Below are 25,449 nucleotides of genomic sequence, written 5' to 3' on the forward strand. Positions count from 1 at the left end.
GCCGCAACGGAGGGTAGGACTTCTGACGATGGCTTTGCAGGCGGTTTCCCTCGACGACAAGTATGCCCTGGAACGCGGACGGGTGTTCCTGACCGGCACCCAGGCGCTGGTGCGCCTTCCGATGATGCAGCGCCAGCGCGACCTCGCCGCCGGCCTCAACACCGCCGCCTACGTCACCGGCTACCGAGGCTCGCCGCTGGGCGGCGTCGACCAGCAGATGGCCCAGGCCCGGCAGTTCCTGCAGAAGCACCACATCCACTTCCAGGCCGGGGTGAACGAAGACCTGGCCGCCACCGCCATCTGGGGCACCCAGCAGCTCGACCTCTTCGGCGACTCCAATTACGACGGCGTGTTCTCCATGTGGTACGCCAAGGGCCCCGGCGTCGACCGCTCCGGCGACGTGCTGCGCCACGGCAACATGGCCGGTACCTCTAAGCACGGCGGCGTGCTGCTGCTGGCCGGCGACGATCATACCGCCAAGTCCTCGACCACCGCCCACCAGTGCGAGCTGGCGTTCAAGGACCTCATGATCCCGGTGCTCAATCCCGCGGGTGTCCAGGAGTTCCTCGACCTCGGTCTCTACGGCTGGGCGATGAGCCGCTTCTCCGGCTGCTGGATCGGCTTCAAGACGATCAGCGAGACGGTCGAGTCGTCGGCCAGCGTCGATGTCGACCCCCAGCGCACGCAGATCGTGCTGCCCGAGGATTTCGCGATGCCGCCGGGTGGCCTCCACATCCGCTGGCCCGACAGCCCGCTGGAGCAGGAAGAGCGCCTGCACCGCTACAAGGTCTATGCCGCCCTTGCCTTCGCCCGCGCCAACAAGCTGGACAAGATGGTGATCGGCGACAACCAGCGCCGCTTCGGCATCATCACCGCCGGCAAGGCCTACCTCGACGTGCGCCAGGCGCTCGACGACCTCGGCATCGACGAGGAACGCGCCAAGCAGATCGGACTGGCCGTCTACAAGGTCGGCATGTCCTGGCCGCTGGAGCGCGAAGGCATCCGCAAGTTCGCCGAGGGCCTGGAAGAGATCCTGGTGGTCGAGGAAAAGCGCGCTGTCATCGAGAACCAGGTGAAGGAGCAGCTCTACAACTGGCGCGCCGACGTGCGCCCGCGCGTGGTCGGCAAGTTCGACGAGGAAGGCGAATGGGCGCTGCCGTCGATCGGCGAGCTGACGCCGGCGCGCATCGCGCGCACCATCGCCAAGCGCATCGCCCGCTTCCATACCAGCGAGGACATCGCCCAGCGCCTGCGCTTTCTGGCCGAGAAGGAAAAGTCGATGGAGGGCGGCAAGACGCCGATGGCGCGCGTGCCCTACTTCTGCTCCGGCTGTCCGCACAATTCTTCCACCAAGGTGCCCGAGGGCAGCCGCGCGCTGGCCGGCATCGGCTGCCACTACATGGTGCAGTGGATGGACCGCCATACCGAGACCTTCACCCAGATGGGCGGCGAGGGCGTGCCCTGGGTCGGCCAGGCGCCCTTCTCCAAGACGAAGCACGTCTTCGCCAATCTGGGTGACGGCACCTATTTCCATTCCGGCATCCTGGCGATCCGCGCCGCGGTCGGCGCCGGCGTCAACATTACCTACAAGATCCTCTACAACGATGCCGTCGCGATGACCGGCGGCCAGTCGGTCGACGGCCCGCTCGACCCGGCGATGATCACCCGTCAGGTCGCCGCCGAGGGCGTGAAGCGCATCGTGGTGGTGAGCGACGAGCCGGAGAAATATCCCCTCGGCGTCGACTGGGCGCCCGGCGTCACCGTCGAGCACCGCGACCACCTGGACCGCGTACAGAAGGACCTGCGCGAGGTCGAAGGCGTCACCGTGCTGCTTTACGACCAGACCTGCGCCGCGGAGAAGCGCCGCCGCCGCAAGCGCGGACGCTATCCCGACCCGCCCAAGCGCGCCTTCATCAACGAGGCGGTCTGCGAAGGCTGCGGCGACTGCTCGGTGCAGTCCAATTGCGTCTCCGTCGTGCCCGTCGAGACCGAGTTCGGGCGCAAGCGCGCCATCGACCAGTCATCCTGCAACAAGGACTTCTCCTGCCTGAAGGGCTTCTGTCCCAGCTTCGTGACCGTGCACGGCGGCAAGATCCGCAAGCAGCAGCCCGAAGGCGGGCGCGGCAAGGCCGAGGCGGTCTGGGAGGCCCTGCCCGAGCCGCAGGTGCCGGCGCTGGAGCGCCCCTACGGCATCGTCATCACCGGGGTCGGCGGCACCGGCGTGGTCACCATCGGCGCCCTGCTCGGCATGGCCGCGCACATTGAGGGGCGCGGCTGCTCGGTGCTCGACATGGCGGGCCTGGCGCAGAAGGGCGGCGCGGTGGTCAGCCATGTGCGCCTGGCGCCGAAGCCGGAGGATATCCATGCCGTGCGCATCTCCGCCGGCAGCGCCCGCCTGATCCTCGGCTGCGACCTCGTCGTCGCCGCCGGCTACGAGGCGCTCTCCAAGATGAACACCGGGCGGACCCGTGCGGTGATCAACAGCCACCAGGTGATGACCGGCGACTTCACCCGCAACCCCGACCTCGCCTTCCCCGGCGCCGAGATGCAGCGTCTCATCGGCGAGGCCGCCGGGCCCGGCCAGGCCGACTTCCTGGACGCCACGCGCATCGCCACGGCGCTGCTCGGCGATTCCATCGCCACCAACCTTTTCATGCTGGGTTACGCCTGGCAGAAGGGCCTGGTGCCGCTCTCCGCCGCCGCCATCGAGCAGGCCATCGAGTTGAACCGCGTGGCCGTCGAAGCGAACAAGGCCGCCTTCCTGTGGGGCCGCCGCGCGGCCCACGACCTCGCCGCCGTCGAAAAGGCGGTGACGCCCAAGCAGTCCGCGGGCGCCGCACCTCAGGCGCACCAGCTCTCCCAGAGCCTGGACGAGCTCATTGCCCGCCGCGTGAACTTCCTCACCGGTTACCAGAACGCTGCGCTGGGCGAACGCTACAAGGCACTTGTCGAGAAGGTGCGCCGGGCCGAGGCGGGCAAGGCAGCGGGCTTCAGCGGCCTCGCCGAAGCGGTCGCGCGCTACTATTTCAAGCTGCTGGCCGTGAAGGACGAGTACGAGGTGGCACGGCTCTACAGCCGGCCGGAGTTCAAGCACAGCCTGCGCCAGCAGTTCGAAGGGAACTACAAGCTCTCCTTCCACCTGGCGCCGCCGCTGCTGGCCAAGCGCGATCCTGAGACCGGCCACCTGCAGAAGCAGAGCTTCGGCCCCTGGCTGCTCGCCGCCTTCGGCGTGCTCGCCCGCTTCAAAGGCCTGCGCGGCACCGCCTTCGACATCTTCGGCTACAGCGCCGAGCGCAGGATGGAGCGCCGGCTGATCGCCGACTATGAGGCGCTGATCGAAGAGGTGCTGGTGAAGCTGACGCCGGACAACCACGCCTTGGCGGTGGAGCTTGCCGAGATCCCGGAGAAGATCCGCGGCTTCGGACACGTGAAGGAAGCCCACCTGAAGACCGCCAAGGCCTGCGAGGCCGACCTGCTGGCCGCCTTCCGCGACCCCACCCTGCCCCAACGCCGCGCCGCCGTGGCGGCGGAGTAGAGGGCCGACAGCCGCCTACACCAGCCGCCAGTAGTCGCCGATATCGTTCCTGCGTCGCTCCTTGTCGGCGACGAAATCCTCGTCCAGCTTGCCGCCCAGCACCTGCAGGATGTCCTGGCGGACACGGGTGTTGTTGCGGAAGTACTGGTGGCCGGTGGGATCGGCGGTCCAGGCGGCGGCACCCTTGGCTTGCCAGACGACTGCCGGCGAGACGTTCACCACCGCAACCTTCGAGGGGCATTGTGGCGTCAGGCAGGGTCCGCTGCGGCCCAGGCGGTCCGGATTGCCCATGGCGTAGTCGCTGGCCTTCAGCGCCAGGTCCTGGTGGTTGTAGTACACCGTGATCCGCCGGCAGCCGCGCAGCAGCGGCGCGACCTTGTAGTTGCTTTGCAGGGTGTCGTCGTCCTCGTCGGCCGCCGCCAGGATCACCTCGTCGAACAGCGGCGGAATGTTGTTGCCGACGAAGGTGCGCATCGCCTGCACCGCGCCGCGCAGGGCCCAGTTTCCCATCGAGTGGCAGAGGAGGTGGATGCGCCCGTTGCAGCGGTCGTTGCGCGGTGTGTTGCGGATGAAGTCCGTTGCCTTCAGCAAGGCACGGCCCAGCGCCGGGCCTGAAATTTCCGCGCGCTTGCGGTCGTCGGCGTAAGTGCGCCGAGACACGCCGGCGCCCGCCGAGGGCCAGGTGAACAGCAGTACGGCCATGTCCTTGCCGCCGGCGGCGAGCCACTGCTGCAACTGCGCGGCGCGGCCTGCGGCCTCGCGGAACTTGTGGTCGTAACCGTGCACGAAGATCAGGGCATCGCCCTTCTTCAGCATCTCCTGGCGCACCTCGTCGAAGATCGCGGTGCTGCCCAGCTTCGACTTCGCCGCGTCCTCCAGGCTTAGCTTCTCCTTGGGGACGTGGACCTTCGCCTTACCGATGAAGGAGTCGAGATCCTTCTTGTAGAGCTCGCTGCCGGTGAAGCTGGCGCGCCCGAAGCGCAGCTCGTCGAAATTCTCGTGGAAGGTCTCGCCGATCTCGGCGTCGTCGCCGTCCTTCAGCACCTTGCGGTTGGTCGCGAAGTAGATGTTGACGGCCATGCCCCGCCTCCCCTGTTGCGGGCGTCGAAACGCCCATGCGGCGTCGCAGCCTAGCAGGATCGCCAACGCGGCGGCAGACGGACGAAGGGGGTAGTGCGGGCGGGGTATACTGACGCTGCCCCGCCCGGCCTACCGGCGGATCGCGCTCAGCTCTAGGTCCGGCAGATCGAGACGCCGCCGTCGATCAGCATCGCGGTGCCGGTCATGAAGCTGGCGCCGTCCGATGCCAGGTAGAGCGCCGCGCGAGCGATCTCTTCCGGCGACGCCGTGCGTTTCAGCGCGTGCAACCCTTCGACGAAAGCCTTCATCTCCGGTGTATTGGCGACGCTGCGGCCCATCGGCGTGTCGGTGCCGCCCGGCAGCAGCGCGTTGACGCGGATCCCCGCCGCCCCGTGCTCTACCGCCAGCACCTGTGTCAGGCCGATCAGCCCCGCTTTGCTGGCCGCGTAGGCCGCCATGCCGGGCATGCCGGCCGTATGTCCGACGAAGGTGGACGTGAAAATCAGCGACCCTCCGCCGCGCTCGCTCATCGCCGGGATCTGGTGCTTGGCGCCCAGGTATGCGCTGGTCAGGTTGGTCTCCAGGGTATCGCGCCAGCCGTCCAGGGAGACTTCCGCCACGGACCCCATCTCCCCCAGCGTTCCCGCATTGTTGAAGGCGATGTCGAGCCCGCCGAACTGCTCCCTGGCCGTCGCGACCAGACTCTCGGCATGCGCAGGATCCTTCACATCGCCGGCAACAGCGACCGCCCGGCCGCCTTGTTCGACGATTTCCTTCACCAGAAGGTCGAGCTCCGGCTTGCGACGCGACGCGGCCACCACCTTGGCTCCCTCGGCAGCGAACAGCAATGCCGCTGCCCGGCCGATCCCCGAACTGGCACCGGTGACGATGGCGACTTTATCTGCCAATGCACTCATGACTTGCTCCTAACATCAGTCTTGGCCGAACCCCATCGAACGGCCCGGAGCGAGAAGAGCAGTTGGCGGAGGGCTCCCTCTATCCGGAGCTTGTGTCCGAATCTTGCGCACGGTGAAACGGCAGGAGCCTGTCAAGATGACGGTTCGCGCGCTTGCGGTTAGGCTCCCGGTCGCCAATCGCTGGAGACGCTCGATGAACCCAGAAGTGATCCTCTACACCAACCCGATGTCGCGCGGGCGCATCGTCCGCTGGATGCTGGAGGAGGTCGGCTGCCCCTACGAGGCGAAGGTGGCCGACTTCGGCCCGGCCATGCGCACGCCGGCGTTCCTGGCGCTGAACCCCATGGGGAAGGTGCCGGTGCTGCGCCACGGCGACCGGGTGGTGACCGAGTGCGCGGCGATCTGCGCCTACCTCGCCGACGCCTTCCCGCAGGCCGGCCTCGCCCCGCCGCCGGACCGGCGCGACACCTACTACCAGGCCCTCTTCTTCGCCGCCGGGCCGCTGGAGCAGGCGACGACCAACCACACCATGGGATTCGAGCCGCAGGGCGAGCGCAACCAGGGCCTCGCCGGCTACGGCAGCTACGCGCGCACCCTGGATGCCCTGGAAAAACTGCTCCCCGCCGAGGGCTACATCTGCGGCCAACAGTTCACCGCCGCCGACCTCTACCTCGGCGCCCAGATCGGCTGGGGCTTGCAGTTTGGTTCGATCGAGCAGCGCCCCGGCTTCGCCGAATACTACGCCCGCGTCGGCGACCGTCCGGCGCACCGCCGCGCCACGGAACTCGACGACGCGGACATGCCCGCGGAAGCGGATTGATCGCGCTTAGGCAGCAGGCCCTTTCGGCCCGGGAGTTTTCGACCCAGGACTCTTCGGCAGCGTGACGCCGATCATGCAGTCGCGGGTGACGAGATCGGCCAGCGCCGCCTCGTCCCAGCCCTCCGTGCCGGCGGGGCGCACCGGCAGCACCATGTAGCGCAAATCGGCGGTGGAATCGTGCACGCGCACCTCGACCTCGTCGGGGATCGTGGTGCCGAATTCCGCCAGCACCTTGCGCGGCTCGCGCACCGTGCGGCTGCGGTAGGCGCGCGACTTGTACCAGTCCGGCGGCAGGCCGATCAGCAGGCGCGGGTAGCAGGAGCAGAGGGTGCAGACGATAACGTTGTGCACCCCTTCGGCGTTCTCCACCGCGCGGATCGGGATACCGCCGGCGTCGATGTCCAGTTCCCGCGCCGCCTTGTTCACGTCGGCCAGCATGCGTTCCTTGAAGGCGGGGTCGGCCCAGGCGCGCGCCACCATGCGGGCGCCGGCCGCCGGGCTCTTGGCGTCGATCGCCTCGACCATCGCGCGCAGCTCGTCGGCGGAGAACAGGCCTTTCTCGATCAGCAGCTCGGCCACCGCCTGGGTCATCGCCTGGTAGTGGGTGAGCGGCGCCTCCTCCAGGTCCGGCTGGAAGGGGTGCGGCTGGTGCGCATTGTCATGACCATGCCCGTGCTCGTGATCGTGGTCGTGGTCGTGGCTCACGGCAACACCTCCAGCCAGTTTTCATAGATGTCGGCCACGGTCGTGTCCTGCGGCGGCCCGTCGTAACCGTCCCACAGCGACGCCGTGGGGAACAGCACGCGGTAGAGCGGCAACGCCGGCTCGCCGCTGCGCCCGTAGGCCAGCTCCTCCGGGTTGCGGTAGGGACCCAGCACCTCGGTGACACGGCCCGTCTTGCCGCGCAGGAAGAAAGGCGTGCGCACGTGGCCCGGCGGAAAAGCGGCGCGCACCGTCACGGTCTCGCCGACCCGGAAGCGCGCCGTCACCGCTTGTTCTCCTCATCGCGGGACGTCTTTGGGGCCTCCACCCCGGCCGGCCAGGCCTCGCTGATGGCGGCCATGCGGCGGCCCAACTCGTCCACCGTGATGACGCCCTTTTCCAGCAGGTTGTTGGTGATCGAGGCGATCCAGCGCTCGTAGTAGCTCATCGCGTCGTAGGCACCGGGGCCCAGTTCCTCGATACCGCGGCGCAGCTCATCCGTCTTGATGACGCCGCGCTTGGGATCGCCCAGCAGGCGCAGGATGGCGTCGACCCGCTTCTCCCAGGGGGCGTAGTCGTGTTCCGCCCCAGGCTTGTATGGGTCAACGGGGCCCGCGGGCAGCCCGCCCATGTCATGGTGGCGCCGCAGCACCTCTTCGTCGTCTCTTTCCTTGCTCATGCCGCCAGTATCGGCCGGGCCGGGCGACAGCGTCAACGGGCAGCAAAAAGAGGTGCCAAGGGGGCAAGGCTTTCCCCCTCCCGGCAGGTTTTGCCGGGTCACCGGCAAGAACCGCCCGTCGGGCCACGCGGAACTCCGCGGCGCCGGCGCGACCAGCGGCTGGCGCGAAAGTTGCACCTCCTTCCCGCAAGCGTTTTGACCCCTACAGACCGGCAAACGAGGGCCGAAGCCATGACCGCCGTCAGCAGCACCTATTCCCAAAGCTACTTGAGCTGGGGCCTCACCAACGCCGCGCCGGCCAGCGGTGCCACGGACTATGGCGACGTGCTGGACAAGATGGCGCTGCGGCTGGAAGAGCATAAACAGCAGAAAGCCGCGGCCGCCCGGGCGGTTCAGGGCGACCGGACCGATGCGCCGGTGAATACCGCTTTCATCGCCCAGCAGCTGGCACAAGAGTCGGCCAAGGACGCCGCACGCGCCGAGAGCGCGTCGGAGGATGAGGCCGTCGCCTCGGTCAGCCTCGAGGAAGACGAGGAAGAGACCTCAGGCGCTGTCCGGGCTTTCCTGGAGTACATGGCCCAGACGCCGGAGGAGCGCTATCTCGACTCCTTCCTCAGGTCGAAAGGCATGACCCAGGCAGACTTCGACGCGATGTCGCCCGACGACCAGCAGGCCCTGTTGCAGGAATTTAAGGAGTTCGTGAAGCAGAAGGTGGCCGAAAAGAGCGCCGAGGATCTCGCCAAGTCGCAGACCAGCGGCCTGCTGTAGAACCGGCCCTTCCTCAGCCCTTCATCCCTAGCCCAGCATGCCCAGGGCCTGCTTGTAGAGGTCGAGAATGGCTTCCTGCTCCTGACGGTCGCCGGTGTCCATCTTGCGCAGGCGGATGACGTGGCGCATCACCTTGGTGTCGAAGCCCTCGCCCTTGGCCTCGGAATAGACTTCGCGGATATCGGCGGTCAGCGCCGCCTTTTCCTCTTCCAGGCGCTCGATGCGCTCGATGAAAGTGCGCAGCCGGTCCGCCCCGATGCCGCCAACATCAGACATGCATAAACTCCTAGATTTCTACTGGGGTCCTGCGGGATTCGACCCTCTTGAAGGGTCGCGAGACTAGCCCCCGAAGCGCGGCCTGACAACGCCGGATCGGCCCGCCGGCGACGGGAAAAGCGGGGATAACCCGTCCGGCCGCGCGGCCCGGCGCCAGCGGAACCGGACGGCTAGCCGTGCTTGTGGCTGTCGACGAAGGCGGCCTTCTGCTCGGCCGTCGCCTCGGTCTGGTATTTGTCCTTCCAGGCCTCGTAGGGCATGCCGTAGACGATCTCGCGCGCCTTGGCGTAGTCCATCTCGATGCCCTTGTCCTCGGCGGCGGCCAGGTACCACTTGGACAGGCAGTTGCGGCAGAAGCCGGCGAGGTTCATCAGGTCGATGTTCTGCACGTCGGTGCGCTCGCGCAGGTGCTCGACCAGGGTGCGGAAGGCGGCGGCCTCCAGTTCGGTGCGGGTCTTGTCGTCCATAACGGTCCTCTTTCCTACTGACTTCTTGCTTCTGACATAAGGAGAATCTGGGGCGCTGTCGGCCCAATTTCCAGGTTGCGGGCTTACACCGTTGCGGGGGCGGCCGCCGGCACGCTGGCCTCGATGAGGTAGTCGACGACCTGGCGCAGGGCTTCGTGCTTGTCCGCGCCGCCGGCCGTGGCCTCGGCATAGACCGCGAGCTGGCGGTGCGCCGAGGTCCCGCGGCGCAGGATTTCACGCGCGTGCTGTACCTGGGTCAGACAGCCCAACGCCTGGGCATGCTCGCCCGCTAGCCCGATGATCTCCTCCAGCAGGGTATCGTAGGGCACCACTTCGCCCCTGCCGAAATCGACCAGGCCTTCGTCGAGCCCATAGCGCTGCGCGCGCCAGCGGTTCTCGTCGATCAGCATGTTGGAGTACTTGCGCCAGCGCTGGTTGTTGCGCTTCAGGATGTAGAGCATGCGCAGCAGGCTGACGTAGAGCGCGGCGATGGTGACGCCGTCTTCCAGGTGGGTGCAGACGTCGGCGATGCGCATCTCCAGGGTGGGAAAGCGCGCCGAGGGCCGGATGTCCCACCAGATCTTGGAGCCGTCCTCCAGCAGGCCGGCGTGCACCATGACGTCGAGGTGGCGCTGGTACTCGCCGAAGCTGTCGAAGGTCTCCGGCAGGCCGGTGCGCGGCAGCTCGTGGAACACCGAGAGGCGGTAGCACTTGAGGCCGGTCACCTCGCCGCGCCAGAACGGCGAGGAGGTCGAGAGCGCCAGAAGGTGCGGCAGGAAATAGCTGATCTGCTGCATCAGGTCGATGCGCAGCTCGTCGTCGTCGAGGCCGCAGTGCACGTGCATGCCGCAGATGACGAGGCGCCGCACCACCGCCTGCATGTCGCGCGCCAGGTCATCGTAGCGTTCTTTGCGCGTGTGCTTCTGGGTGTCCCACTGGGCGAAGGGATGGGTGGAGGCGGCGATGGGGGCGAGACCGTAATCGCCGGCGATGCGCGCGATGGTGCGGCGCAGCTCGGCCAGCTCGGCGCCGGCCTCGGCCACCGTCTCGCACTTGCTGGTGCCGACCTCGATCTGCGACTGCAGGAACTCCGGGGCGACCCGCTCGCCCAGTTCCTGCTCGCAACGGGTCATCAGGCTGTCGGGCGGGTCGACCACCAGGTTGCGGGTCTCGCGGTCGACCAGGAGGTATTCCTCCTCCATGCCGACGGTGAAGCTCGGCTCCCGGCGCAGACTGCTGCTCATTCCCCCGCCTCCCCCTCTGTCAGGCGCCGTCCGCCGGTTCAGTCGTGCCCGATGCGGTAGAGCGCCGGATCGTCCAGCACAGACTCCAGCGCCGCGGCGAGGCGCTCGGCCCAGTCGGCGGCACCGTGCTGGGTGTCAATCAGATCCTGGCGCACCTCGATCAGCACGTTGGCGAGGCCGCGGCGGTCGCCGTGCGTGTGCTGGGTGTAGCCGTGGCCGTCGGCGCCCGAATAGGGCTCGTTGTCGCCCACCGTCAGACCGTCGGCGCGCAGACGGTCCATCAGCGGCCGTGGCAGGCGCGGATCGCGGTTCCACAGAATGCCGATCTGCCATGGCCTCTGCAGGCCGTGCATGATCGGCGTGAAGGAGTGCATGGAGACGAGCACCGGCGTCCTGCCCTTGTCCATCATGGCGTCGATCTGCGCCGCGATGGCGCCGTGGTAGGGCCGGAAAAAGGTCTCGACGCGGGCCCTGCGCGCCGCCTCGCCGAGGCCGCGGTTGCCGGGCACCACGGTGCCGTCGCTGACCTCCGGCATCAGCGTCGGGTTGTCCAGCGGGCGGTTGGGGTCGACGATAAGGCGCGAAAAATGGCTGAGCACCGCCGGTGCATCGAGCCGCCGGGCCAGTTGGCGGGTCACCTCGGCGATGCCGATGTCCCAGGCGATGTGGCGCGTCAGCGCCGCCTCGTCGAGCCCGAGGGACTCCAGCGCCCGCGGGATGAAGCGCGTCGCATGGTCGCACAGCAGCAGCACCGGCGCCGCGCCGGCGCCGTTGAAGAGCTCAAAAGGGCGCGGCTCGTCCGGCGCCAGAAGCCCGGATTCCTGCGGTTCTTCGAGGGAAGAGGTGGTGATCTCTGCGGTCGACATAAGGCGCTGACTATAGCCGCCGGGCCGCTGTCAGGAAAAGCCCCGCCGCGAACGGCGCCGCGGAGGCGGTAAACAGCGCGTCAACCATAAGGTTGCCGCCCGGCAAAGGCCCATTGTCAAGAAGGGGGGCCGCCCCGATACTGCCGGCCATGAGCGAAGCGCCCGCAGCCGGCGACGCCGGCATCCGTCCCAACACCTTCTTCTGCATCGACGGCCACACCTGCGGCAATCCGGTGCGGCTGGTCGCCGCCGGCGGCCCGTCACTGGCCGGCGCGGGCATGAGCGAGAAGCGCCAGGACTTTCTCGCCCGCTACGACTGGATCCGCACCGGCCTGATGTTCGAACCGCGCGGCCACGACATGATGTCCGGCGCCATCCTCTACCCCCCCGGCCGCCCCGACTGCGATATCGGCGTGCTCTACATCGAGACCTCCGGCTGCCTGCCGATGTGCGGCCACGGCACCATCGGCACCGTCACCTTCGCGGTGGAGCGCGGCCTCGTGCAGCCCCGCGAGCCCGGCCTGCTGCGCCTGGAGACTCCGGCCGGCCTGGTCGAGGCGCGCTATTTCCTCAAGGACGGCTACGTCGACTCGGTACGCCTCACCAACGTCGGCTCCTATCTGGCCGCCGAGGGGATCACTGCCGACTGCCCGGAGCTGGGCAGCCTCACCGTCGACATCGCCTACGGCGGCAACTTCTACGCCATCGTCGAGCCGCAGCCGAACTACAACGATCTCGCCGACCTGACGCCGGGCGATATCCTGCGCCTCTCGCCGCTGCTGCGCCGCGCGCTGAACGAAACGATCGAGGTCGTCCACCCGGACAACCCCACCATCCGGGGCGTCAGCCATATCCTGTGGACCGGCAAGCCGACCAAGCCGGAAGCCGACGCCCGCAACGCCGTCTTCTACGGCAACAAGGCGATCGACCGCAGCCCCTGCGGCACCGGCACCTCGGCGCGCATGGCGCAGCTGCACGCCAAGGGCCGCCTGAAAACCGGCGACCGCTTCGTGCACGAGAGCATCATCGGCAGCCTCTTCACCGGCCGCGTCGAGGCCGAGACGCGGGTGGGCAATCATCTGGGCATCGTGCCTTCCATCGAGGGCTGGGCGCGCATGACCGGCCTCAACACCATCACCATCGACGCGCGCGATCCCTACGCGCACGGCTTCCAGGTGGTGTGACTCCCATGGGCCACCATCACGCCGGTCACAGCCACGGTCACGGTCACGGTCACAGCCATGCTCACGGCCACGCGCACGGCGCCAGCAACGAGACGCGCGTGCTCTGTGCCTTCCTGCTCACCGCCGGCTTCATGGGAGCGGAGGTCGCCGGCGGCCTGATCTCCGGATCGCTGGCGCTGCTTGCCGACGCCGCGCACATGCTGACCGATGCGGCCAGCCTGGCGCTCGCCTGGTGTGCCTTCCGCATCGCGCGGCGCCCGGCCGACCCGCGGCGCTCCTACGGCTACCACCGCGGCCAGGTGCTCGCCGCCTTCGTGAACGGCGCCGTCCTGGTCGCCATCGTGGCCTGGATCTTCATCGAGGCCATCCAGCGGCTGATGAACCCGGTCGCGGTGGAAGGTGGCCTCATGCTGGGGGTCGCCGCCCTCGGCCTGGTCGTGAACATCGCCGCCTTCTGGGTGCTGCACGGCGGCGACCGCGAGAACCTGAACATGCGCGGCGCCGCCGCCCACGTGCTGGGCGATCTGCTCGGCTCGGCCGCCGCCATCGCCGGCGCGCTGGTGATCCTGTGGACCGGCTGGATGCCCATCGATCCCCTTCTATCGATGCTGGTCGGCCTGCTGGTCCTGCGCAGCGCCTGGCTGGTGGTCCGCGAGTCGGTGCACATCCTGCTGGAAGGCACGCCGACGCAGATCGAGCCGAAGGACCTGCGCCGGGCCCTCCTGGACGACGTACCCGGCCTGGAGGACGTGCATCATATCCATGCCTGGTCTCTGACCCCGGAGATGCCGCTGCTGACCCTTCATGCAAAGATGACCGAGGCCGCCGATCCTCAAACAACCCTGCTGCGCATCAAGGAGGTGCTGTCCCACCGCTTCGGCATTGACCACTCCACCGTGCAGATCGAGCGCGGACACTGCGGCGATGATTGAGAATTCACCGTGCTGAAAGGTTGCAGACGGCCTCGGCAGCGTCAAATGATGAACCACGACTTGTCACCCTCGGAGAGCCCATGCGTTTCCTCTTTCTTGCGCTGATCGCCGCTCTGCTGGCAGCACCCGCTCAAGCCGCATTCCAGACCGCCCAGACTTCGTCAGACAACCGCGGTGCCGGATCCCTGGGCCTCACCGCAATTTACCGCGCCGATATTTTCCAGCAGAGCCTCGCGGCCGTCGGCAAGCCGACGCTGGTCGGCCTGCCCCCGGCGGTGCCCCAGGGAATCCTCGACAGCCTGTCCTTCGTGCCGTCACCGGAGGTGGAGCGCGCGACGCGGCAGAAGCTGCTGGCCAGCGTGCTGGCGGTTACCGAGGGCGAACAGCTGGAAGAACAAGTCCGGCTGACGATCCGCAGCGATGACCTGTGGCTCCAGTTCACCGAGGTCCTGAACCAGGCCGAGCTCTCCATCGAAAACATGGCCGACATCACCGCCGCCACCTATCTGATCTCCTGGCAGGTGGTGAACAGCAACGACGTCGGCGCCGGCGCCGGCGCAATCCGTGCGGTGCGCGACAGCATCGCCGCCGGCATGGCGGCACAGGGGCAGGTCGCGCGCATGAGCAATGCGGAGAAACAGCAGGCGGCCTCCGTCATGGCGTACATGACCACCGTCGCCGCGAACAGCGCGAACGAGCTGCGGCGTACCGGCAACGACGAGGCCCTCGCCCGCCTGCGCGAACACCTGCACGCCGTCTTCCTCTCCGTCGGCGTCGACCTCGACCGCCTGCGGCTGACCGACCAGGGTTTCGTCGAACGCTAGGCTGCCTGAAACGGCACCCGCTTTACGGCTCACACTGAAAAAATTGACCTCGTCCCGAGACGGCAGCGCAAGGCGGCGTCTTGCGTCCCGCTAAAGCGCTTTGCGGAAGTTCACGTCGGTCGGCCGGGAGTAGCCGGGGTGGCAACCCTCGCCGGTCTTGCGAAAGCCCAGCGCCGTGAAGGTGCGGTGGTTCTCCACCAGCTCGATGCGCGCCTGCAGCTCCAGCGCCGCGAAACCCCGCGTTCTCGCACTCGCCTCGGCCAGCTCGAACATGCGCCGGGCGATGCCCCTGCCCCTGAGGCCGGGCTTCACCGCGATCTTGCCGAGATAGAGCGCGTCGCCGCGCGGCGCGGCGAAGAGGCAGCCGACGAGGTCGCCGTCCAGAAAGGCGAGTATGAGGTCTTCCTCCGCCGCCTTCGCGGCCAGCTTGGCCGCGTCAAAGCTGTGCAGCGACGACGGCGGGTCGATACGCCCGTCCATATAGGCAAAGGCCTCGCGCAGGAGAGCGAGCAGGCCTTCCCAATCGTCGAATCGTTCCGGCCGGGCGATGATCTCGATGCGTTCATCGGCAGTGGGCGAAACCTCCATCGCCGTCACGCCGCCAGCTTCGGCCTTGTGTCGATGGCGCGCTGGATGAGCGCGGTGATGCGTGCCCGCTCCTCGCCCTCCAGCGCCAGGCGCGGCGGGCGGCAGTCCTCGGTGCCGTAGCCGCACAGGGCCTGGGCCAGCTTGATGTACTGCACCAGCTTGGGGTGGCAGTCGAGGTGCAGCACCGGCGTGAACCAGCGATAGAGGTCCAGTGCCTCGGCATAGCGCCCGGCGCTCGCCAGCGTCCACAGGCGCAGCGTTTCTTCCGGGAAGGCGTTCACCAGCCCGGCGACGGTGCCGGCGGCGCCCAGCATCACCGATTCCATCACCAGGTCGTCGACCCCGCCGAACAGCACGTAGCGCTCGCCGCAGGCGTTCACGATGTCGGTCAGGCGGCGCGGGTCGTCGGAGGATTCCTTGATGCAGGCGAGGGTCGGCTCGTCGGCCAGTTCGGCGAACATCTCGGGCGTGATGTCGACGCCGTAGACGACGGGATTGTTGTAGCACATGACCGGCAGGGCCGAGGCGCGCGCGACGCTGCGGTAGTGGGCCATGGTCTCGCGCGCGTCGGCCTTGTAGACCATCGCCGGCAAGACCATCAGTCCGTCGGCGCCCAGCGCCTCGGCGTCAGCGGCATAGCGGCAGGCCTCTGCCGTCGTCGTCTCGGCGACGCCGGCGATGACCGGCACGCGGCCGGCCGATTTCTCCACCGCCGCCTTCACCACGGCGCGCTTTTCCTCCGCCGTCAGAGAGCAGTTCTCGCCCACCGTGCCCAACATGACGAGGCCGTGCACGCCGGCACGGATCAGCCGGTCGAGATGCGCCGTGGTCGCCTCCATATCCACGGCACCCGCCGTGGTGAACTGCGTCGTCGCCGCCGGGAACACGCCCTGCCATTCAACCGTCATGGTACTTCGCCTCCGATTGCCTGAAACACGCCGGGCTCCTAGCATGGCGCGGCCCCGCCGATCTGGGAAGTACCATGGACAGACCCTCCCGTTCCGCCGCACCAGGGCCCCGCCTTTCGGTGCTGGCGGTGATGACGCGCGACGCCGCAGTTCACCACGGCGCGCGCCCGGCCGGCACGCTTGAGGTGCTGCTGGTGCGCCGCGCCAACCCGCCGCAGGCCGGCCACTGGGGCTTTCCCGGCGGCAAGGTTGAATGGGGCGAGGCCGTCTCGCTCGCGGCGCTGCGCGAACTCTACGAGGAAACCGGCGTCATCGGCACCAATCCGCGGGTCATCGAGGCGGTCGACCTGGTCGAGGGCAATCACCACCACGTCATGATCGCCATTCGGCTGGACTGGCGCTCGGGCGAGGCCGAGGCCCGCGACGACGCCCTGGAAGCCTGCTGGGCCGACCCCACCGCCTTGCCGCAGCCGCTGTGCCCCGGCGTCACCGATGTCATCGCCCGGGCTTTAGCGCTAACGCGCTGACTCTTTGGAGTTTCTACCCCTACTCCGCAAATTTTCGGAATGCCTTTCCACCGGCCGCTTGACGGGGTGGGCCGAATGCCGCTTTAATAGGTTCCAAAGTGGTCATACCAAAATGCCAATAAGGCAGCCAACACACGAAGAGGGAGGCCGGTCAAGTCCGCCACTGGGCAGTCCATAGGACCGCCTTGCCGCACGGACGCCGCAGGACCGGTAAAAAGCTATGGACCGTCGATTTCAGGAAATCCCCCGCGAGCGCGTGGCCGACCGCATTGCCGGCGAGCTGCTGCGCATGATCTCCAGCGGCGAGCTGGCGCCCGGCGAACGCCTGCCCGGCGAGCGCCAGCTGGCCGACATGATGGGCGTCAGCCGTGTTTCCGTGCGCGCCGCCCTGCAGCAGCTAAAGGCGCAGGGCTTCGTCACCGCCGTACAGGGCGGCGGCACCCGCATCACCGCGGCCGCCGACCAGCTCGACTCGGCGCTGGCCCGCCTGGTGCGCGCCAATCGCAACAACCTGCACGACCTCGCCGAGGTGCGCGCCAACCTGGAGGTCTGGGCGGCACGCCGCGCGGCCGAGCGGGCGACGCCGGAACAGCTGGAGGGGATCGAGCGCTGCTTTGCCATCATCATGAGCCCCGACCGTCCCTCGCGCGCCAAGGCGGAGGACGACCTGAACTTCCACCTGGCCATCGCCAAGGCCTCCAACTCGGCGGTCTTCATGCACCTGATGTCGGTGCTGGGCGATATCCTGGAGCAGATGTTCGCCTTCCACCGCTACAGCCTGTATGCCAGCCCGGCCGACGACCGCCGCTTCATGGAACAGCATCGCGCCATCTGGGCGGCGATCCAGCGTGGCGACGGCGACGGCGCCGAGGAGGCCATGCGCGAGCACCTGAACACCGTGCTGTCGCGCTACGAAGAGGATGAGGGCGAGAGCGAGGCCGCCGCCGCGGCGGCCGCGCTGCCGCAAGCTGCCGCCCAAGGCTGACCCCGGCACAGGGCCGTATCATGACGGAGTTCGATTCCGGCGCCCTGCTGCGCCGGCTGTTCGACGCGGCTCTGGCCGCCGCCGACCCGGCCAAGGCCGTGCCGCGGTTCCTGCCGCCCCCGCCGCCGAAAGGTTCAGGGGGACGCACCATCGTGGTGGGCGCCGGCAAGGCCGCCGGTGCCATGGCCCGCGCGGTGGAGGACAACTGGGATGGTGATCTGCAGGGTCTGGTGGTGACCCGCTACGGCCACGCCGTGCCCTGCCGGCGCATCGAGGTGGTCGAGGCCGCCCACCCGGTACCCGACCAGGCGGGGCTCGACGCCGCCGGCCGCATCCTGCGGATGGTCCAGGGCCTCGGCCCCGACGACCTCGTGCTCTGTCTCATCTCCGGCGGCGGCTCGGCGCTGCTGTCGCTGCCCGCCGAGGGCATCTCCCTGGAAGAAAAGCAGGCCGTGAACAAGGCGCTCTTGCGCTCCGGCGCCGCCATCGACGAGATGAACTGCCTGCGCAAGCACCTCTCGGCCATCAAGGGCGGGCGCCTCGCCGCCGCCGCGGCGCCGGCCCGGGTGGTGAGCCTCCTCATCTCCGACGTGCCGGGCGATGACCCGGCGGTGATCGCCTCCGGCCCGACGGTGCCCGACCCGACCAGCTTCGCCGACGCCCTGGCAATCCTCGACAAGTACGACATCGACGCACCGTCATCGGTACGCAAACATTTGCAGGCCGCCGCCGAGGAGACTCCCAAGCCCGGCGACCCGCGCCTCGCGTCCTGCGAAACCCACCTGATCGCACGGCCGCAGGACTCGCTGGAGGCCGCCGCCGCGGTCGCGCGCGCGGCCGGCGTGACGCCGGTCATCCTGGGCGATTCCATCGAGGGCGAGGCCCGCGAGGTGGCCCAGGTGATGGCGGGCATCGCCCGCCAGGCGGCTCGCTTCGGTCAGCCGGCCAAACCGCCTTGCGTCCTCCTCTCCGGCGGCGAGACCACCGTGACCCTGCGCGGCAACGGCCGCGGCGGACGCAACGCTGAATTCCTCCTCGCCCTCACCGTCGCCCTGGAAAGCACGCCGGGGGAAGGGATGGACAGCATCCACGCCATCGCCTGCGACACCGACGGCATCGACGGCAGCGAGGACAACGCCGGCGCCCTGATGGGCCCGCGCACCCTGGCCCGCGCCGCCGACGCCGGGCTCGACGCCAAGGCCATGCTGGCGGACAACGACGGCTACGGCTTCTTCTCCGCGCTCGGCGACCTCGTCGTCACCGGGCCCACGCTCACCAATGTGAACGACTTCCGTGCCATCCTGATCGCCTCCGACCCGACCTGCGCCTGATGGTCACGAAAAATTCGATTAGGCCGACACCGAATCCTGGGTAGACTCCGCGCCATGCGACGCCAAAGAAAAGCAAAGATCGTAGCCACCCTCGGCCCCGTCAGCTCCTCCAAGGAGATGATCCGCGAACTGTTCCGCGCGGGGGCCGACGTGTTCCGCCTCAACTTCAGCCACGGCACCCACGACGACCACCGCAAAACCTACACCGCCATCCGCGAGGTGGAGGCGGAGGTCGAGCGGCCCATCGGCATCCTTGCCGACATGCAGGGCCCCAAGCTGCGCATCGGCACGGTGAAGGACGGCGAGGTGACTTTGAAGGCGGGCCAGTCCTTCCGCCTCGACCTCGACGAGACGCCGGGCGACGACAAGCGCGCGCCGCTGCTCCACCCGGAGATCTTCGCGGCGATCTCGCCGGGCACGGCGCTGCTGATCGACGACGGCAAGCTGCGCCTCGAGGTCCTGGACTGCGCGCCCGACTACGCCGAAACCCGGGTGGTCACCGGCGGCCCGCTGCGCAACCACAAGGGCGTCAACCTGCCGGGCGTCATCCTGCCGATCTCGCCGATTACCACGAAAGACCGCGCCGACCTGGAATTCGCCCTTCAGCTCGGCTGCGACTGGATCGCGCTCTCCTTCATCCAGCGCCCGGAGGATCTCACCGAAGCGCGCCGCTTGGTCGACAACCGTGCGTCGATCATGACCAAGGTGGAAAAGCCTGCCGCGCTGGACTGCCTGCCTCAGCTCATCGCGCTGTCCGACGCCATCATGGTGGCGCGCGGCGACCTCGGCGTCGAGATGCCGCCGGAGACCATCCCCAGCCGCCAGAAGCAGATCATCCACGCCTGCCGCCTTTCCGGCGTGCCGGTGGTGGTCGCCACGCAGATGCTGGAATCGATGATTTCTGCGCCGGCGCCGACCCGCGCCGAGGCCTCCGACGTGGCGACCGCCGTCTACGATGGTGCCGACGCGGTAATGCTCTCGGCAGAGTCCGCCGCCGGCAAATATCCGCGCGAGGCCGTCGCTTTCATGGACAGCATCATCCGCTCGACCGAGGCCGACCCGGCCTATCGCGGCATCCTGCACGCGCGCGACGGCGAGCCCGAGGCGACCGGCGCCGACGCCATCTCCGCCGCCGCCTCGCAGGTCGCCTCGACGCTCTCCACCGCCGCCATCGTGAACTACACCATGTCCGGCTCCACCGCGCTGCGCGCCGCGCGCCAGCGCCCCAACGTGCCGATCATGGTGCTGACCAACAACGGCAGCACCGCGCGGCGCCTGGCGGTGCTGTGGGGCGCGCACTGTGTGCAGACCGACGATGTCTCCAACACCCAGGAGATGGTCGAGAAGGCCTGCCGCCTCGCCGTGCGTGAGGGCTTCGCCAACCTCGGCGACACGCTGGTGATCACCGCCGGCGTGCCCTTCAAGACCCCGGGCACCACCAACATGCTGCGCATCGCGCGAGTCCGGCAGTAGCCGAACCGCCCGGCACAGCGGGCCGCCGTCGGTGAGAAACCGGCTCCACTTAAGGAACTCCCCGCGCTTGACGTGGTTGTCGTTTTGAGGAACGCCGAAAAGCGTTCCCGTTAACGCCATCACGGGCGAGGAGTTGACAGAATGGCTGCTGCCGTTATCCGGAGGCCGTTGGCGCGCGCTGCTGTGCTGGCTGGCCTTGCTTTCGTTCCCGCTGTCGTAGCCGGCTGCGCCCAGGCGCCCGTCACCGGTCGTGAGCAGCTCATGCTGATCAGCGAGGAGCAGGCCAACCAGCTGGGGGCCGAGGCCTGGCAACAGATCAAGGCAGAGACGCCCGTTTCCCAGGACAGCGCAGCACAGAACCGGGTGCAGCGGATGGGTGAGAGGATCGCCGCCGCCAGCGGCGCCGAAGGCATCGACTGGGAGTTCGTTTTGTTCGAAGACGAAACGCCCAATGCCTTCGCCTTGCCGGGCGGCAAAATCGGCGTGAACAGCGGCATGCTGAAGATCGCCAGGACCGACGACCAATTGGCCACGGTGCTGGCTCACGAGGTTGGCCATGTCGTCGCCCGCCATCCCTCCGAACAGATGTCCCAGAGTGCCGCAATCCAGACCGCGCTGGGTGCAAGCGGCATCGGCGACGAGGCCGTGGGCCAGCTGGTGCAGATGGCCACAGGTGTCGGCCAGCTTTCGTTTTCCCGCGCCGCCGAGGCGGAGGCCGACCGCATCGGCCTGCAGTACATGGCGCGCGCCGGCTACAACCCGGAAGCCGCCATCGCGCTGTGGCAGAACATGGCAGCGGCCACGGCTGAGGCCGGCCAGCCGCCCGAGTTCCTCTCCACACACCCGAACCCGGAACACCGCATCGAGAACATCCGCGCGGCGCTAACCGAGGTCATGCCGGTCTACCGCGCGAACATCTGACTAGCGCCTAAAGCGGCCGGCGCCCACGCAGGTGCGTCGGCCTGAGCGCGCCGCGGCGGGTCGCCTCGGCGAGCTGCCGTCGCGCCGCCAGCCAGCGCGCATGGATCTCCGGACTGGACACCGCGATGATCCCGTCGCGCAGCGGTCCTTCGATGGCGGCGACCTCCCGGGCCGATACTTCGGCATACCAGGCGTTGCGGTCGACGGTGGAAACCGCCTCGAAGCCCGCATCGCGCATCGCCGCCGCGGTTTCCGCCGCCGTCGCCATGGTGAAGTCCAGCCCCACCAGTTCGATGTAGCTGAGCAAGGCCGCGTCCTGCGCCGCGCCTTCGCCGGCCAGCCAGTCGCTGGCCGCGAAGACGCCGCCGGGCTTCAGCACCCGCAGCACTTCCTTGTAGAGCGATTGCTTGTCAGGAATGTGCAGCAGCGCATCCTTGCTGAAAATCACATCAAAGCGCTCCGCCGCAAAGGGCAGCGGACCGGGCTCGACCAGCTTGAAGGAAACCTTGCCGCCCAGCCCCGCCTCCTCTGCCAGACGGCGGCTGCGTTCGATGAGCTGCGGCTCGACGTCGATGCCGATGACTTCGGCACCCTTCTCGCGGGCCAGCACCATAGCCGGCCCGCCGCTGCCGCAACCGATATCCAGCAAAGCCGCGCCCGCGAGGTCGAGGCCCCGCACGATGGCGGCGACTTCCTCCGGCCCGCCCGGCGAAAGAAAGCCCATGCCCCAGACGAGGTGCAGCCGATCGATGAATTCGTCGGGGTACTGGCCCACGCCCCGCCTCCGCTTGGTTTGTGCGTCGACCGCACGATAGCAAGCGCGGCAAGACCGACCAACACGGAAGCGGTCAGATCTCGCGGTCGCGGATGATCTTGCGCAGCTGCTCGGCGTTCAGCGCCGCCGAGATGAGATTGGGATGGATCGCCAGTGCCGCCTCGAAGGCCTCCAGCGCACGGCGCTCGTCCTGCAGCGCCGTGTAGACTAGGCCCTTGCCGGCGAGCGCACCGAAATGGCGCGGCTCCAGCTTCAAAGTCTTGGCGATGTCGCCCAGCGACGCCGCGTAGTCTCCCAGCAGGTAGTACACCGTCGCGCGCTTGTTCCAGCCCTCGGCAAAGTCCGGCGCGATCAGCACCATCTGGTCGAACTTGGCGAGCGCGTGGCGGTAGTCGCCGCGTGACATCGCATCGAGGCCGTCGTGCATCAGCGCGCGCACCGCGCCGTCGTCGGACTCCAGCCAGATGCGCCAGATCTGGCCCTCCACTGTCTGCGCTTCGGCGGGCGCCGGCGCTTCCAGTAGGCGTACGAACAAAGCCTCCAGCCGGCCGTCGTTCTGGTCGGCCCGCACGGAGGATGGCCCGCTGAGGGTGGCCGCCAGCAGCAGGGAAATTGCGAAGGCTGTGATTGGCAGGCGCTTCATACTGTGGATTATGACGCAATTGTTGCTGGGACCAAAGCTCACCGGAAATGTCGATAGATCACAAGTAATTGAGGGCGAAGAATGTCCGCCGCCGCTTGTTTCTCCGCCGACTACGCCGAGGCCCGCCGCCGTTTCACCGCGGCGGCCGCGGCGGCCGGCGCCGCGCTATTCAGCTACCCCCACCCCGCGCAGGGGCCGAACGGCGAGGATCTCGCCACCGACGTCGCCTGGCTCGGTCCGCAGGATGCCGAGCGCGTGCTCGTCACCGTCGCCGGCACTCACGGAGTCGAGGGCTTCTGCGGTTCCGGCGTGCAGACCGGATGGTTCGAGACGGGCCTCGCCGGCGAACTGGAAAGCGGCATCGCCTATCTGGCGATCCACGCGATCAATCCGCATGGCTTTGCCTGGCTGCGCCGCGTCACCGAGGACAACGTCGACCTCAACCGCAACTTCGCCGACTTCTCCGGCCCGCTGCCGGAGAACCCCGGCTACGACGCACTGGCCGAGGCGCTCTGCCCGCCGACCTGGGACGATGCCACCATCGCCGCCACCGGCGCCGTGCTGGCGGCCTACGCGGAGGAGCACGGCGCGGGCGGCCTGCAGGCGGCAATCACCAACGGCCAGTACAAGCATCCCGGCGGCATCTTCTACGGCGGGCGGCAGCCGACTTGGTCGCACCACACCCTGAAGCGGATCTTCGCCCGCCACCTAAGCAACGCCGGCCGGGTGGCGGTGATCGACTATCACACCGGCCTCGGCCCGCGCGGCCACGGCGAGCGCATCTGCCCGGCCAGTCCGGGCTCGCCGATGATGGCGCGCGTGCGCGACTGGTACGGTGACGACTTCACCTGTCCCGGGCTCGGCACCTCGTCGGCGACCGAGGTGCGCGGCTTCAACGTGATCGGCATGGAAGCGGCCGTTCCCCAGGCGGAAGTGACCGCCATCGCGCTCGAGTACGGCACCCAGCCGAGCGAGGAGGTGAAGCTGGCGCTGCGCGCCGACAACTGGCTGCATCTCCACGGCGATCCCGCCTCGGCCCAGGGCAAGGCGATCAAGGCGCAATTGCGCGAGGCCTTCTATCAGGACGCCGACGATTGGAAGCAGATGATCTGGGATCGCGCGGTCGAAACGCAGCGTTTGGCACTGGCGGGGCTGGCGGGCTAAGGGCGTCCCTCAACCAATTATGGATTGCGCTGCGTCAAAATCACCTCACGCGACACGGCGTTCGAGATCAAGACCTCGCCGCCGCCCTCATAACGGACATAGGCGCGCAGCCGGTAGGTGCCGGGATAACCGCTCACCAGCATCGTCGTCACCGCACCAGGGATTTCCGCACTCTCCGGGCCGAGGCAATAGGGCCCGTCGCCGAGCCCCGTCCAGTCATCGAGCCAGCTGGAAACACCGTTCTCGTCCAGCCAGGTGAAGCAGCTGTGGATGATCCGCACGTCGCCGGTCGCTTCGTAGGACAGCAATACGGGATAGCGTACGTCGGTCTTGGGATCGTCGGCGACCGTGATCTCGGTCAACCGCATCCGGTTCGGCTCCAGCGGATCAGCGGAGGATCCGGCGCAGGCGGCCAGCCCCAAGGCAAGGGCCAACCCGATGAAGGCAAGACTCGTCCGCATGGCAAGCTCCCTCTGGTCGCGAAGGATCCGGCAGACGTCACCGGCTGACTTGAAGATAGGCCATCGCCCGACTTTTGTCAGCCGGTCTGCTGCTCCAGCGCCCGCGGCTTGGGGCCGCCGGTCGCCCAGTCGAGCAGTTCCACCGTGTGCACCACCGGGATGCCGGTGCCGCCGGCGATCTGGGTGATGCAGCCGATGTTGCCGGTGGCGATGAGGTCGGGCCGCGTGCTCTCGATGTTGGCGACCTTGCGCGCCTTCAACCGCTCGGCGATCTCGGGCTGCAGCAGATTGTAGGTGCCGGCCGAGCCGCAGCAGAGATGACCCTCCGGCACCTCCTTCACCGCAAAGCCCGCGGCCGCCAGAAGTGCCTTGGGTTCGCGGCGGATCTGCTGGCCGTGCTGCATCGAGCAGGCGGAATGATAGGCGACGGTCAGGCTCCGCACGTCCTTCACGCCCATGAGGCCGAGCCCGTCCATGTACTCGGTGATGTCCTTGGTGAGGGCCGACACCTTGGCCGCCCTGTCCTTCCAGCCAGCGTCCTCGCGCAGCATGAAACCGTAGTCCTTCACCGTGGTGCCGCAGCCCGAAGCATTGATGATGACGGCATCCAGCCCCTCACCCTCAAGCTCGCGCGTCCAGGCGGCGACGTTGGCGCGGACGGAATCCAGTGCCGATTCTTCCCTGCCCATGTGATGCACGAGCGCGCCGCAGCAGCCTGCCCCCTTGGCGACCACCACCTCGACACCGTGGCGGGTCAAGAGGCGCACCGTCGCCTCGTTGATCTCCGGCGCCAGCACCTTCTGCGCGCAGCCGGTCATCAGCGCGACGCGGGCACGGCGCGGGCCCACGGCCTTGAAGACCTGCGGGCGGTCGACGCCGCTGGGCGGCCGCGTCTCGTTCGGCGCCATGGCGATGAGGCCCTTCAGGCGCCCTGGCATCAGCGCGGCAAACGGCTTGGCGAAGTAGGCGCCGAGCAGTGCGAAGCGGAAGCGCGTCGGATACGGCAGCACCGCGGCCAGCAATCCGCGCAGCAGGCGGTCCGGCAACGGCCGGCGGTAGGTCTTCTCGATGTGCACGCGGGCATGATCGACCAGGTGCATGTAGTGCACGCCGGACGGACAGGTGGTCATGCAGGAAAGGCACGACAGGCAGCGATCGATGTGCGTGACGACCTTGGCCGAAGCATCGCGGTCGTTCTCCAGCATGTCCTTGATGAGGTAGATGCGCCCGCGCGGGCTGTCCAGCTCGTCGCCCAGCAGGGTGTAGGTCGGGCAGGTCGCGGTGCAGAAGCCGCAGTGCACGCAGGCGCGCAGGATCCTGTCTGCTTCCGCGATATTGGGATCGGCCAGCTGGGTCAGGGAGAAGTTCGTTTGCATGCC

General features: G+C 68.3%; 27 protein-coding genes. 12 read left to right on the plus strand and 15 right to left on the minus strand.

The window, feature by feature from the left end; genetic code table 11:
• The first annotated feature begins 28 nt into the window (after positions 1–28).
• The gene (locus WDC82_RS12455; RefSeq protein WP_340117642.1) at positions 29–3,535 is read left to right on the plus strand and encodes an indolepyruvate ferredoxin oxidoreductase family protein; all 3,507 of its coding nucleotides are present in this window, start codon (positions 29–31) and stop codon (positions 3,533–3,535) included.
• 15 nt (positions 3,536–3,550) lie between these two features.
• On the opposite strand, the gene WDC82_RS12460 is transcribed toward WDC82_RS12455, so the two are convergent.
• Both WDC82_RS12460 and WDC82_RS12465 read right to left on the minus strand, forming a co-directional pair.
• Positions 3,551–4,615, minus strand: coding sequence for an alpha/beta fold hydrolase (locus tag WDC82_RS12460; protein ID WP_340117643.1), 1,065 nt, complete (start codon positions 4,613–4,615; stop codon positions 3,551–3,553).
• A gap of 152 nt (positions 4,616–4,767) precedes the next feature.
• Positions 4,768–5,532, minus strand: a complete 765-nt coding sequence (locus tag WDC82_RS12465) for an SDR family oxidoreductase (protein ID WP_340117644.1) — start codon at positions 5,530–5,532, stop codon at positions 4,768–4,770.
• Between the two features lie 193 nt (positions 5,533–5,725).
• Between WDC82_RS12465 and WDC82_RS12470 the strand changes: the two genes are divergently transcribed.
• On the plus strand, positions 5,726–6,352 hold the full coding sequence (locus WDC82_RS12470) for a glutathione S-transferase family protein (RefSeq protein ID WP_340117645.1): 627 nt from the start codon (positions 5,726–5,728) through the stop codon (positions 6,350–6,352).
• Positions 6,353–6,358: 6 nt separating this feature from the next.
• Here the strand turns inward: WDC82_RS12470 and nthA are convergent, their stop codons facing one another.
• From nthA to WDC82_RS12485, 3 genes are read right to left on the minus strand one after another with little or no spacing between them, the layout of a single operon-like run.
• Complete coding sequence (gene nthA, locus WDC82_RS12475; protein ID WP_340117646.1) at positions 6,359–7,057, minus strand: nitrile hydratase subunit alpha; 699 nt, start codon at positions 7,055–7,057, stop codon at positions 6,359–6,361.
• Positions 7,054–7,341, minus strand: coding sequence for an SH3-like domain-containing protein (locus tag WDC82_RS12480; protein ID WP_340117647.1), 288 nt, complete (start codon positions 7,339–7,341; stop codon positions 7,054–7,056). Before WDC82_RS12480 ends, nthA begins: the two co-directional genes overlap by 4 nt.
• A complete protein-coding gene (locus WDC82_RS12485; protein ID WP_340117648.1) occupies positions 7,338–7,733 on the minus strand; it encodes a nitrile hydratase in 396 nt (131 codons plus the stop codon). The genes WDC82_RS12480 and WDC82_RS12485 overlap by 4 nt, the downstream gene beginning before the upstream one ends.
• 231 nt (positions 7,734–7,964) lie before the next feature.
• On the opposite strand from WDC82_RS12485, the gene WDC82_RS12490 reads away from it, so the two are divergent.
• A complete protein-coding gene (locus WDC82_RS12490; protein ID WP_340117649.1) occupies positions 7,965–8,501 on the plus strand; it encodes a hypothetical protein in 537 nt (178 codons plus the stop codon).
• A gap of 27 nt (positions 8,502–8,528) precedes the next feature.
• On the opposite strand, the gene WDC82_RS12495 is transcribed toward WDC82_RS12490, so the two are convergent.
• From WDC82_RS12495 to WDC82_RS12510, 4 genes are all read right to left on the minus strand, one after another.
• Positions 8,529–8,777, minus strand: coding sequence for a DUF2312 domain-containing protein (locus WDC82_RS12495; protein WP_340117650.1), 249 nt, complete (start codon positions 8,775–8,777; stop codon positions 8,529–8,531).
• Between the two features lie 170 nt (positions 8,778–8,947).
• Positions 8,948–9,244: a DUF1244 domain-containing protein gene (locus tag WDC82_RS12500; protein ID WP_340117651.1), complete on the minus strand. Its 297-nt coding sequence runs from the start codon at positions 9,242–9,244 to the stop codon at positions 8,948–8,950.
• A gap of 83 nt (positions 9,245–9,327) precedes the next feature.
• Positions 9,328–10,488, minus strand: coding sequence for a carboxylate-amine ligase (locus WDC82_RS12505; RefSeq protein ID WP_340117652.1), 1,161 nt, complete (start codon positions 10,486–10,488; stop codon positions 9,328–9,330).
• A 38-nt stretch (positions 10,489–10,526) separates the two neighbouring features.
• Positions 10,527–11,354: an N-formylglutamate amidohydrolase gene (locus WDC82_RS12510; RefSeq protein ID WP_340117653.1), complete on the minus strand. Its 828-nt coding sequence runs from the start codon at positions 11,352–11,354 to the stop codon at positions 10,527–10,529.
• A gap of 149 nt (positions 11,355–11,503) precedes the next feature.
• Between WDC82_RS12510 and WDC82_RS12515 the strand changes: the two genes are divergently transcribed.
• The 3 genes from WDC82_RS12515 to WDC82_RS12525 all read left to right on the plus strand — a co-directional run bounded on the left by WDC82_RS12515 (position 11,504) and on the right by WDC82_RS12525 (position 14,294).
• Positions 11,504–12,538: a 4-hydroxyproline epimerase gene (locus WDC82_RS12515; protein WP_340117654.1), complete on the plus strand. Its 1,035-nt coding sequence runs from the start codon at positions 11,504–11,506 to the stop codon at positions 12,536–12,538.
• 5 nt (positions 12,539–12,543) lie between these two features.
• The gene (locus WDC82_RS12520) at positions 12,544–13,470 is read left to right on the plus strand and encodes a cation diffusion facilitator family transporter (protein WP_340117655.1); all 927 of its coding nucleotides are present in this window, start codon (positions 12,544–12,546) and stop codon (positions 13,468–13,470) included.
• An 80-nt stretch (positions 13,471–13,550) separates the two neighbouring features.
• Positions 13,551–14,294 carry a DUF6683 family protein gene (locus WDC82_RS12525; protein ID WP_340117656.1) on the plus strand — a complete coding sequence of 248 codons (744 nt, stop codon included), beginning with the start codon at positions 13,551–13,553 and terminating at the stop codon, positions 14,292–14,294.
• Positions 14,295–14,384: 90 nt separating this feature from the next.
• On the opposite strand, the gene WDC82_RS12530 is transcribed toward WDC82_RS12525, so the two are convergent.
• Together WDC82_RS12530 and WDC82_RS12535 are read right to left on the minus strand one after the other, a co-directional pair.
• Complete coding sequence (locus tag WDC82_RS12530) at positions 14,385–14,882, minus strand: GNAT family N-acetyltransferase (RefSeq protein ID WP_340117780.1); 498 nt, start codon at positions 14,880–14,882, stop codon at positions 14,385–14,387.
• 5 nt (positions 14,883–14,887) lie between these two features.
• Positions 14,888–15,790: a dihydrodipicolinate synthase family protein gene (locus WDC82_RS12535; RefSeq protein ID WP_340117657.1), complete on the minus strand. Its 903-nt coding sequence runs from the start codon at positions 15,788–15,790 to the stop codon at positions 14,888–14,890.
• Between the two features lie 74 nt (positions 15,791–15,864).
• Between WDC82_RS12535 and WDC82_RS12540 the strand changes: the two genes are divergently transcribed.
• The 5 genes from WDC82_RS12540 to WDC82_RS12560 all read left to right on the plus strand — a co-directional run bounded on the left by WDC82_RS12540 (position 15,865) and on the right by WDC82_RS12560 (position 21,027).
• The gene (locus tag WDC82_RS12540; RefSeq protein ID WP_367576128.1) at positions 15,865–16,317 is read left to right on the plus strand and encodes an NUDIX hydrolase; all 453 of its coding nucleotides are present in this window, start codon (positions 15,865–15,867) and stop codon (positions 16,315–16,317) included.
• Positions 16,318–16,537: 220 nt separating this feature from the next.
• On the plus strand, positions 16,538–17,302 hold the full coding sequence (locus WDC82_RS12545; protein ID WP_340117658.1) for a FadR/GntR family transcriptional regulator: 765 nt from the start codon (positions 16,538–16,540) through the stop codon (positions 17,300–17,302).
• A gap of 20 nt (positions 17,303–17,322) precedes the next feature.
• Complete coding sequence (locus tag WDC82_RS12550) at positions 17,323–18,633, plus strand: glycerate kinase (protein ID WP_340117659.1); 1,311 nt, start codon at positions 17,323–17,325, stop codon at positions 18,631–18,633.
• Between the two features lie 54 nt (positions 18,634–18,687).
• The gene (gene pyk, locus WDC82_RS12555; RefSeq protein WP_340117660.1) at positions 18,688–20,106 is read left to right on the plus strand and encodes a pyruvate kinase; all 1,419 of its coding nucleotides are present in this window, start codon (positions 18,688–18,690) and stop codon (positions 20,104–20,106) included.
• Between the two features lie 141 nt (positions 20,107–20,247).
• Positions 20,248–21,027 carry a M48 family metallopeptidase gene (locus tag WDC82_RS12560; protein WP_340117661.1) on the plus strand — a complete coding sequence of 260 codons (780 nt, stop codon included), beginning with the start codon at positions 20,248–20,250 and terminating at the stop codon, positions 21,025–21,027.
• 7 nt (positions 21,028–21,034) lie between these two features.
• Here the strand turns inward: WDC82_RS12560 and WDC82_RS12565 are convergent, their stop codons facing one another.
• Both WDC82_RS12565 and WDC82_RS12570 read right to left on the minus strand, forming a co-directional pair.
• The gene (locus WDC82_RS12565; protein ID WP_340117662.1) at positions 21,035–21,802 is read right to left on the minus strand and encodes a methyltransferase domain-containing protein; all 768 of its coding nucleotides are present in this window, start codon (positions 21,800–21,802) and stop codon (positions 21,035–21,037) included.
• A gap of 73 nt (positions 21,803–21,875) precedes the next feature.
• Complete coding sequence (locus WDC82_RS12570; RefSeq protein WP_340117663.1) at positions 21,876–22,445, minus strand: hypothetical protein; 570 nt, start codon at positions 22,443–22,445, stop codon at positions 21,876–21,878.
• Between the two features lie 81 nt (positions 22,446–22,526).
• Here WDC82_RS12570 and WDC82_RS12575 point away from each other — a divergent pair, with 81 nt between their 5' ends.
• Positions 22,527–23,609 carry a M14 family metallopeptidase gene (locus WDC82_RS12575; protein WP_340117664.1) on the plus strand — a complete coding sequence of 361 codons (1,083 nt, stop codon included), beginning with the start codon at positions 22,527–22,529 and terminating at the stop codon, positions 23,607–23,609.
• Between the two features lie 17 nt (positions 23,610–23,626).
• Here WDC82_RS12575 and WDC82_RS12580 read toward each other — a convergent pair whose 3' ends face one another.
• On the minus strand, positions 23,627–24,070 hold the full coding sequence (locus WDC82_RS12580; protein ID WP_340117665.1) for a hypothetical protein: 444 nt from the start codon (positions 24,068–24,070) through the stop codon (positions 23,627–23,629).
• 77 nt (positions 24,071–24,147) lie between these two features.
• A complete protein-coding gene (gene glcF, locus WDC82_RS12585) occupies positions 24,148–25,446 on the minus strand; it encodes a glycolate oxidase subunit GlcF (protein WP_340117666.1) in 1,299 nt (432 codons plus the stop codon).
• Positions 25,447–25,449 lie beyond the last annotated feature (3 nt).

It is taken from the genome of Pelagibius sp. 7325, from assembly GCF_037652055.1.
Classification (GTDB): domain Bacteria; phylum Pseudomonadota; class Alphaproteobacteria; order Kiloniellales; family Kiloniellaceae; genus Pelagibius.

Excerpts from the sequence above, each read along its gene's own strand:
- WDC82_RS12515 (WP_340117654.1), top strand. The coding sequence starts at position 11,504 with ATGAGCGAAGCGCCCGCAGCCGGCGACGCCGGCATCCGTCCCAACACC.
- WDC82_RS12460 (WP_340117643.1), bottom strand. The coding sequence starts at position 4,615 with ATGGCCGTCAACATCTACTTCGCGACCAACCGCAAGGTGCTGAAGGAC.
- WDC82_RS12570 (WP_340117663.1), bottom strand. The coding sequence starts at position 22,445 with ATGAAGCGCCTGCCAATCACAGCCTTCGCAATTTCCCTGCTGCTGGCG.
- WDC82_RS12525 (WP_340117656.1), top strand. The coding sequence starts at position 13,551 with ATGCGTTTCCTCTTTCTTGCGCTGATCGCCGCTCTGCTGGCAGCACCC.
- WDC82_RS12470 (WP_340117645.1), top strand. The coding sequence starts at position 5,726 with ATGAACCCAGAAGTGATCCTCTACACCAACCCGATGTCGCGCGGGCGC.
- WDC82_RS12580 (WP_340117665.1), bottom strand. The coding sequence starts at position 24,070 with ATGCGGACGAGTCTTGCCTTCATCGGGTTGGCCCTTGCCTTGGGGCTG.
- WDC82_RS12465 (WP_340117644.1), bottom strand. The coding sequence starts at position 5,532 with ATGAGTGCATTGGCAGATAAAGTCGCCATCGTCACCGGTGCCAGTTCG.
- WDC82_RS12500 (WP_340117651.1), bottom strand. The coding sequence starts at position 9,244 with ATGGACGACAAGACCCGCACCGAACTGGAGGCCGCCGCCTTCCGCACC.
- WDC82_RS12540 (WP_367576128.1), top strand. The coding sequence starts at position 15,865 with ATGGACAGACCCTCCCGTTCCGCCGCACCAGGGCCCCGCCTTTCGGTG.
- WDC82_RS12545 (WP_340117658.1), top strand. The coding sequence starts at position 16,538 with ATGGACCGTCGATTTCAGGAAATCCCCCGCGAGCGCGTGGCCGACCGC.
- pyk (WP_340117660.1), top strand. The coding sequence starts at position 18,688 with ATGCGACGCCAAAGAAAAGCAAAGATCGTAGCCACCCTCGGCCCCGTC.
- WDC82_RS12535 (WP_340117657.1), bottom strand. The coding sequence starts at position 15,790 with ATGACGGTTGAATGGCAGGGCGTGTTCCCGGCGGCGACGACGCAGTTC.
- WDC82_RS12495 (WP_340117650.1), bottom strand. The coding sequence starts at position 8,777 with ATGTCTGATGTTGGCGGCATCGGGGCGGACCGGCTGCGCACTTTCATC.
- WDC82_RS12530 (WP_340117780.1), bottom strand. The coding sequence starts at position 14,882 with ATGGAGGTTTCGCCCACTGCCGATGAACGCATCGAGATCATCGCCCGG.
- WDC82_RS12505 (WP_340117652.1), bottom strand. The coding sequence starts at position 10,488 with ATGAGCAGCAGTCTGCGCCGGGAGCCGAGCTTCACCGTCGGCATGGAG.
- WDC82_RS12455 (WP_340117642.1), top strand. The coding sequence starts at position 29 with ATGGCTTTGCAGGCGGTTTCCCTCGACGACAAGTATGCCCTGGAACGC.
- WDC82_RS12520 (WP_340117655.1), top strand. The coding sequence starts at position 12,544 with ATGGGCCACCATCACGCCGGTCACAGCCACGGTCACGGTCACGGTCAC.
- glcF (WP_340117666.1), bottom strand. The coding sequence starts at position 25,446 with ATGCAAACGAACTTCTCCCTGACCCAGCTGGCCGATCCCAATATCGCG.
- WDC82_RS12485 (WP_340117648.1), bottom strand. The coding sequence starts at position 7,733 with ATGAGCAAGGAAAGAGACGACGAAGAGGTGCTGCGGCGCCACCATGAC.
- WDC82_RS12575 (WP_340117664.1), top strand. The coding sequence starts at position 22,527 with ATGTCCGCCGCCGCTTGTTTCTCCGCCGACTACGCCGAGGCCCGCCGC.
- WDC82_RS12560 (WP_340117661.1), top strand. The coding sequence starts at position 20,248 with ATGGCTGCTGCCGTTATCCGGAGGCCGTTGGCGCGCGCTGCTGTGCTG.
- WDC82_RS12490 (WP_340117649.1), top strand. The coding sequence starts at position 7,965 with ATGACCGCCGTCAGCAGCACCTATTCCCAAAGCTACTTGAGCTGGGGC.
- WDC82_RS12550 (WP_340117659.1), top strand. The coding sequence starts at position 17,323 with ATGACGGAGTTCGATTCCGGCGCCCTGCTGCGCCGGCTGTTCGACGCG.
- WDC82_RS12510 (WP_340117653.1), bottom strand. The coding sequence starts at position 11,354 with ATGTCGACCGCAGAGATCACCACCTCTTCCCTCGAAGAACCGCAGGAA.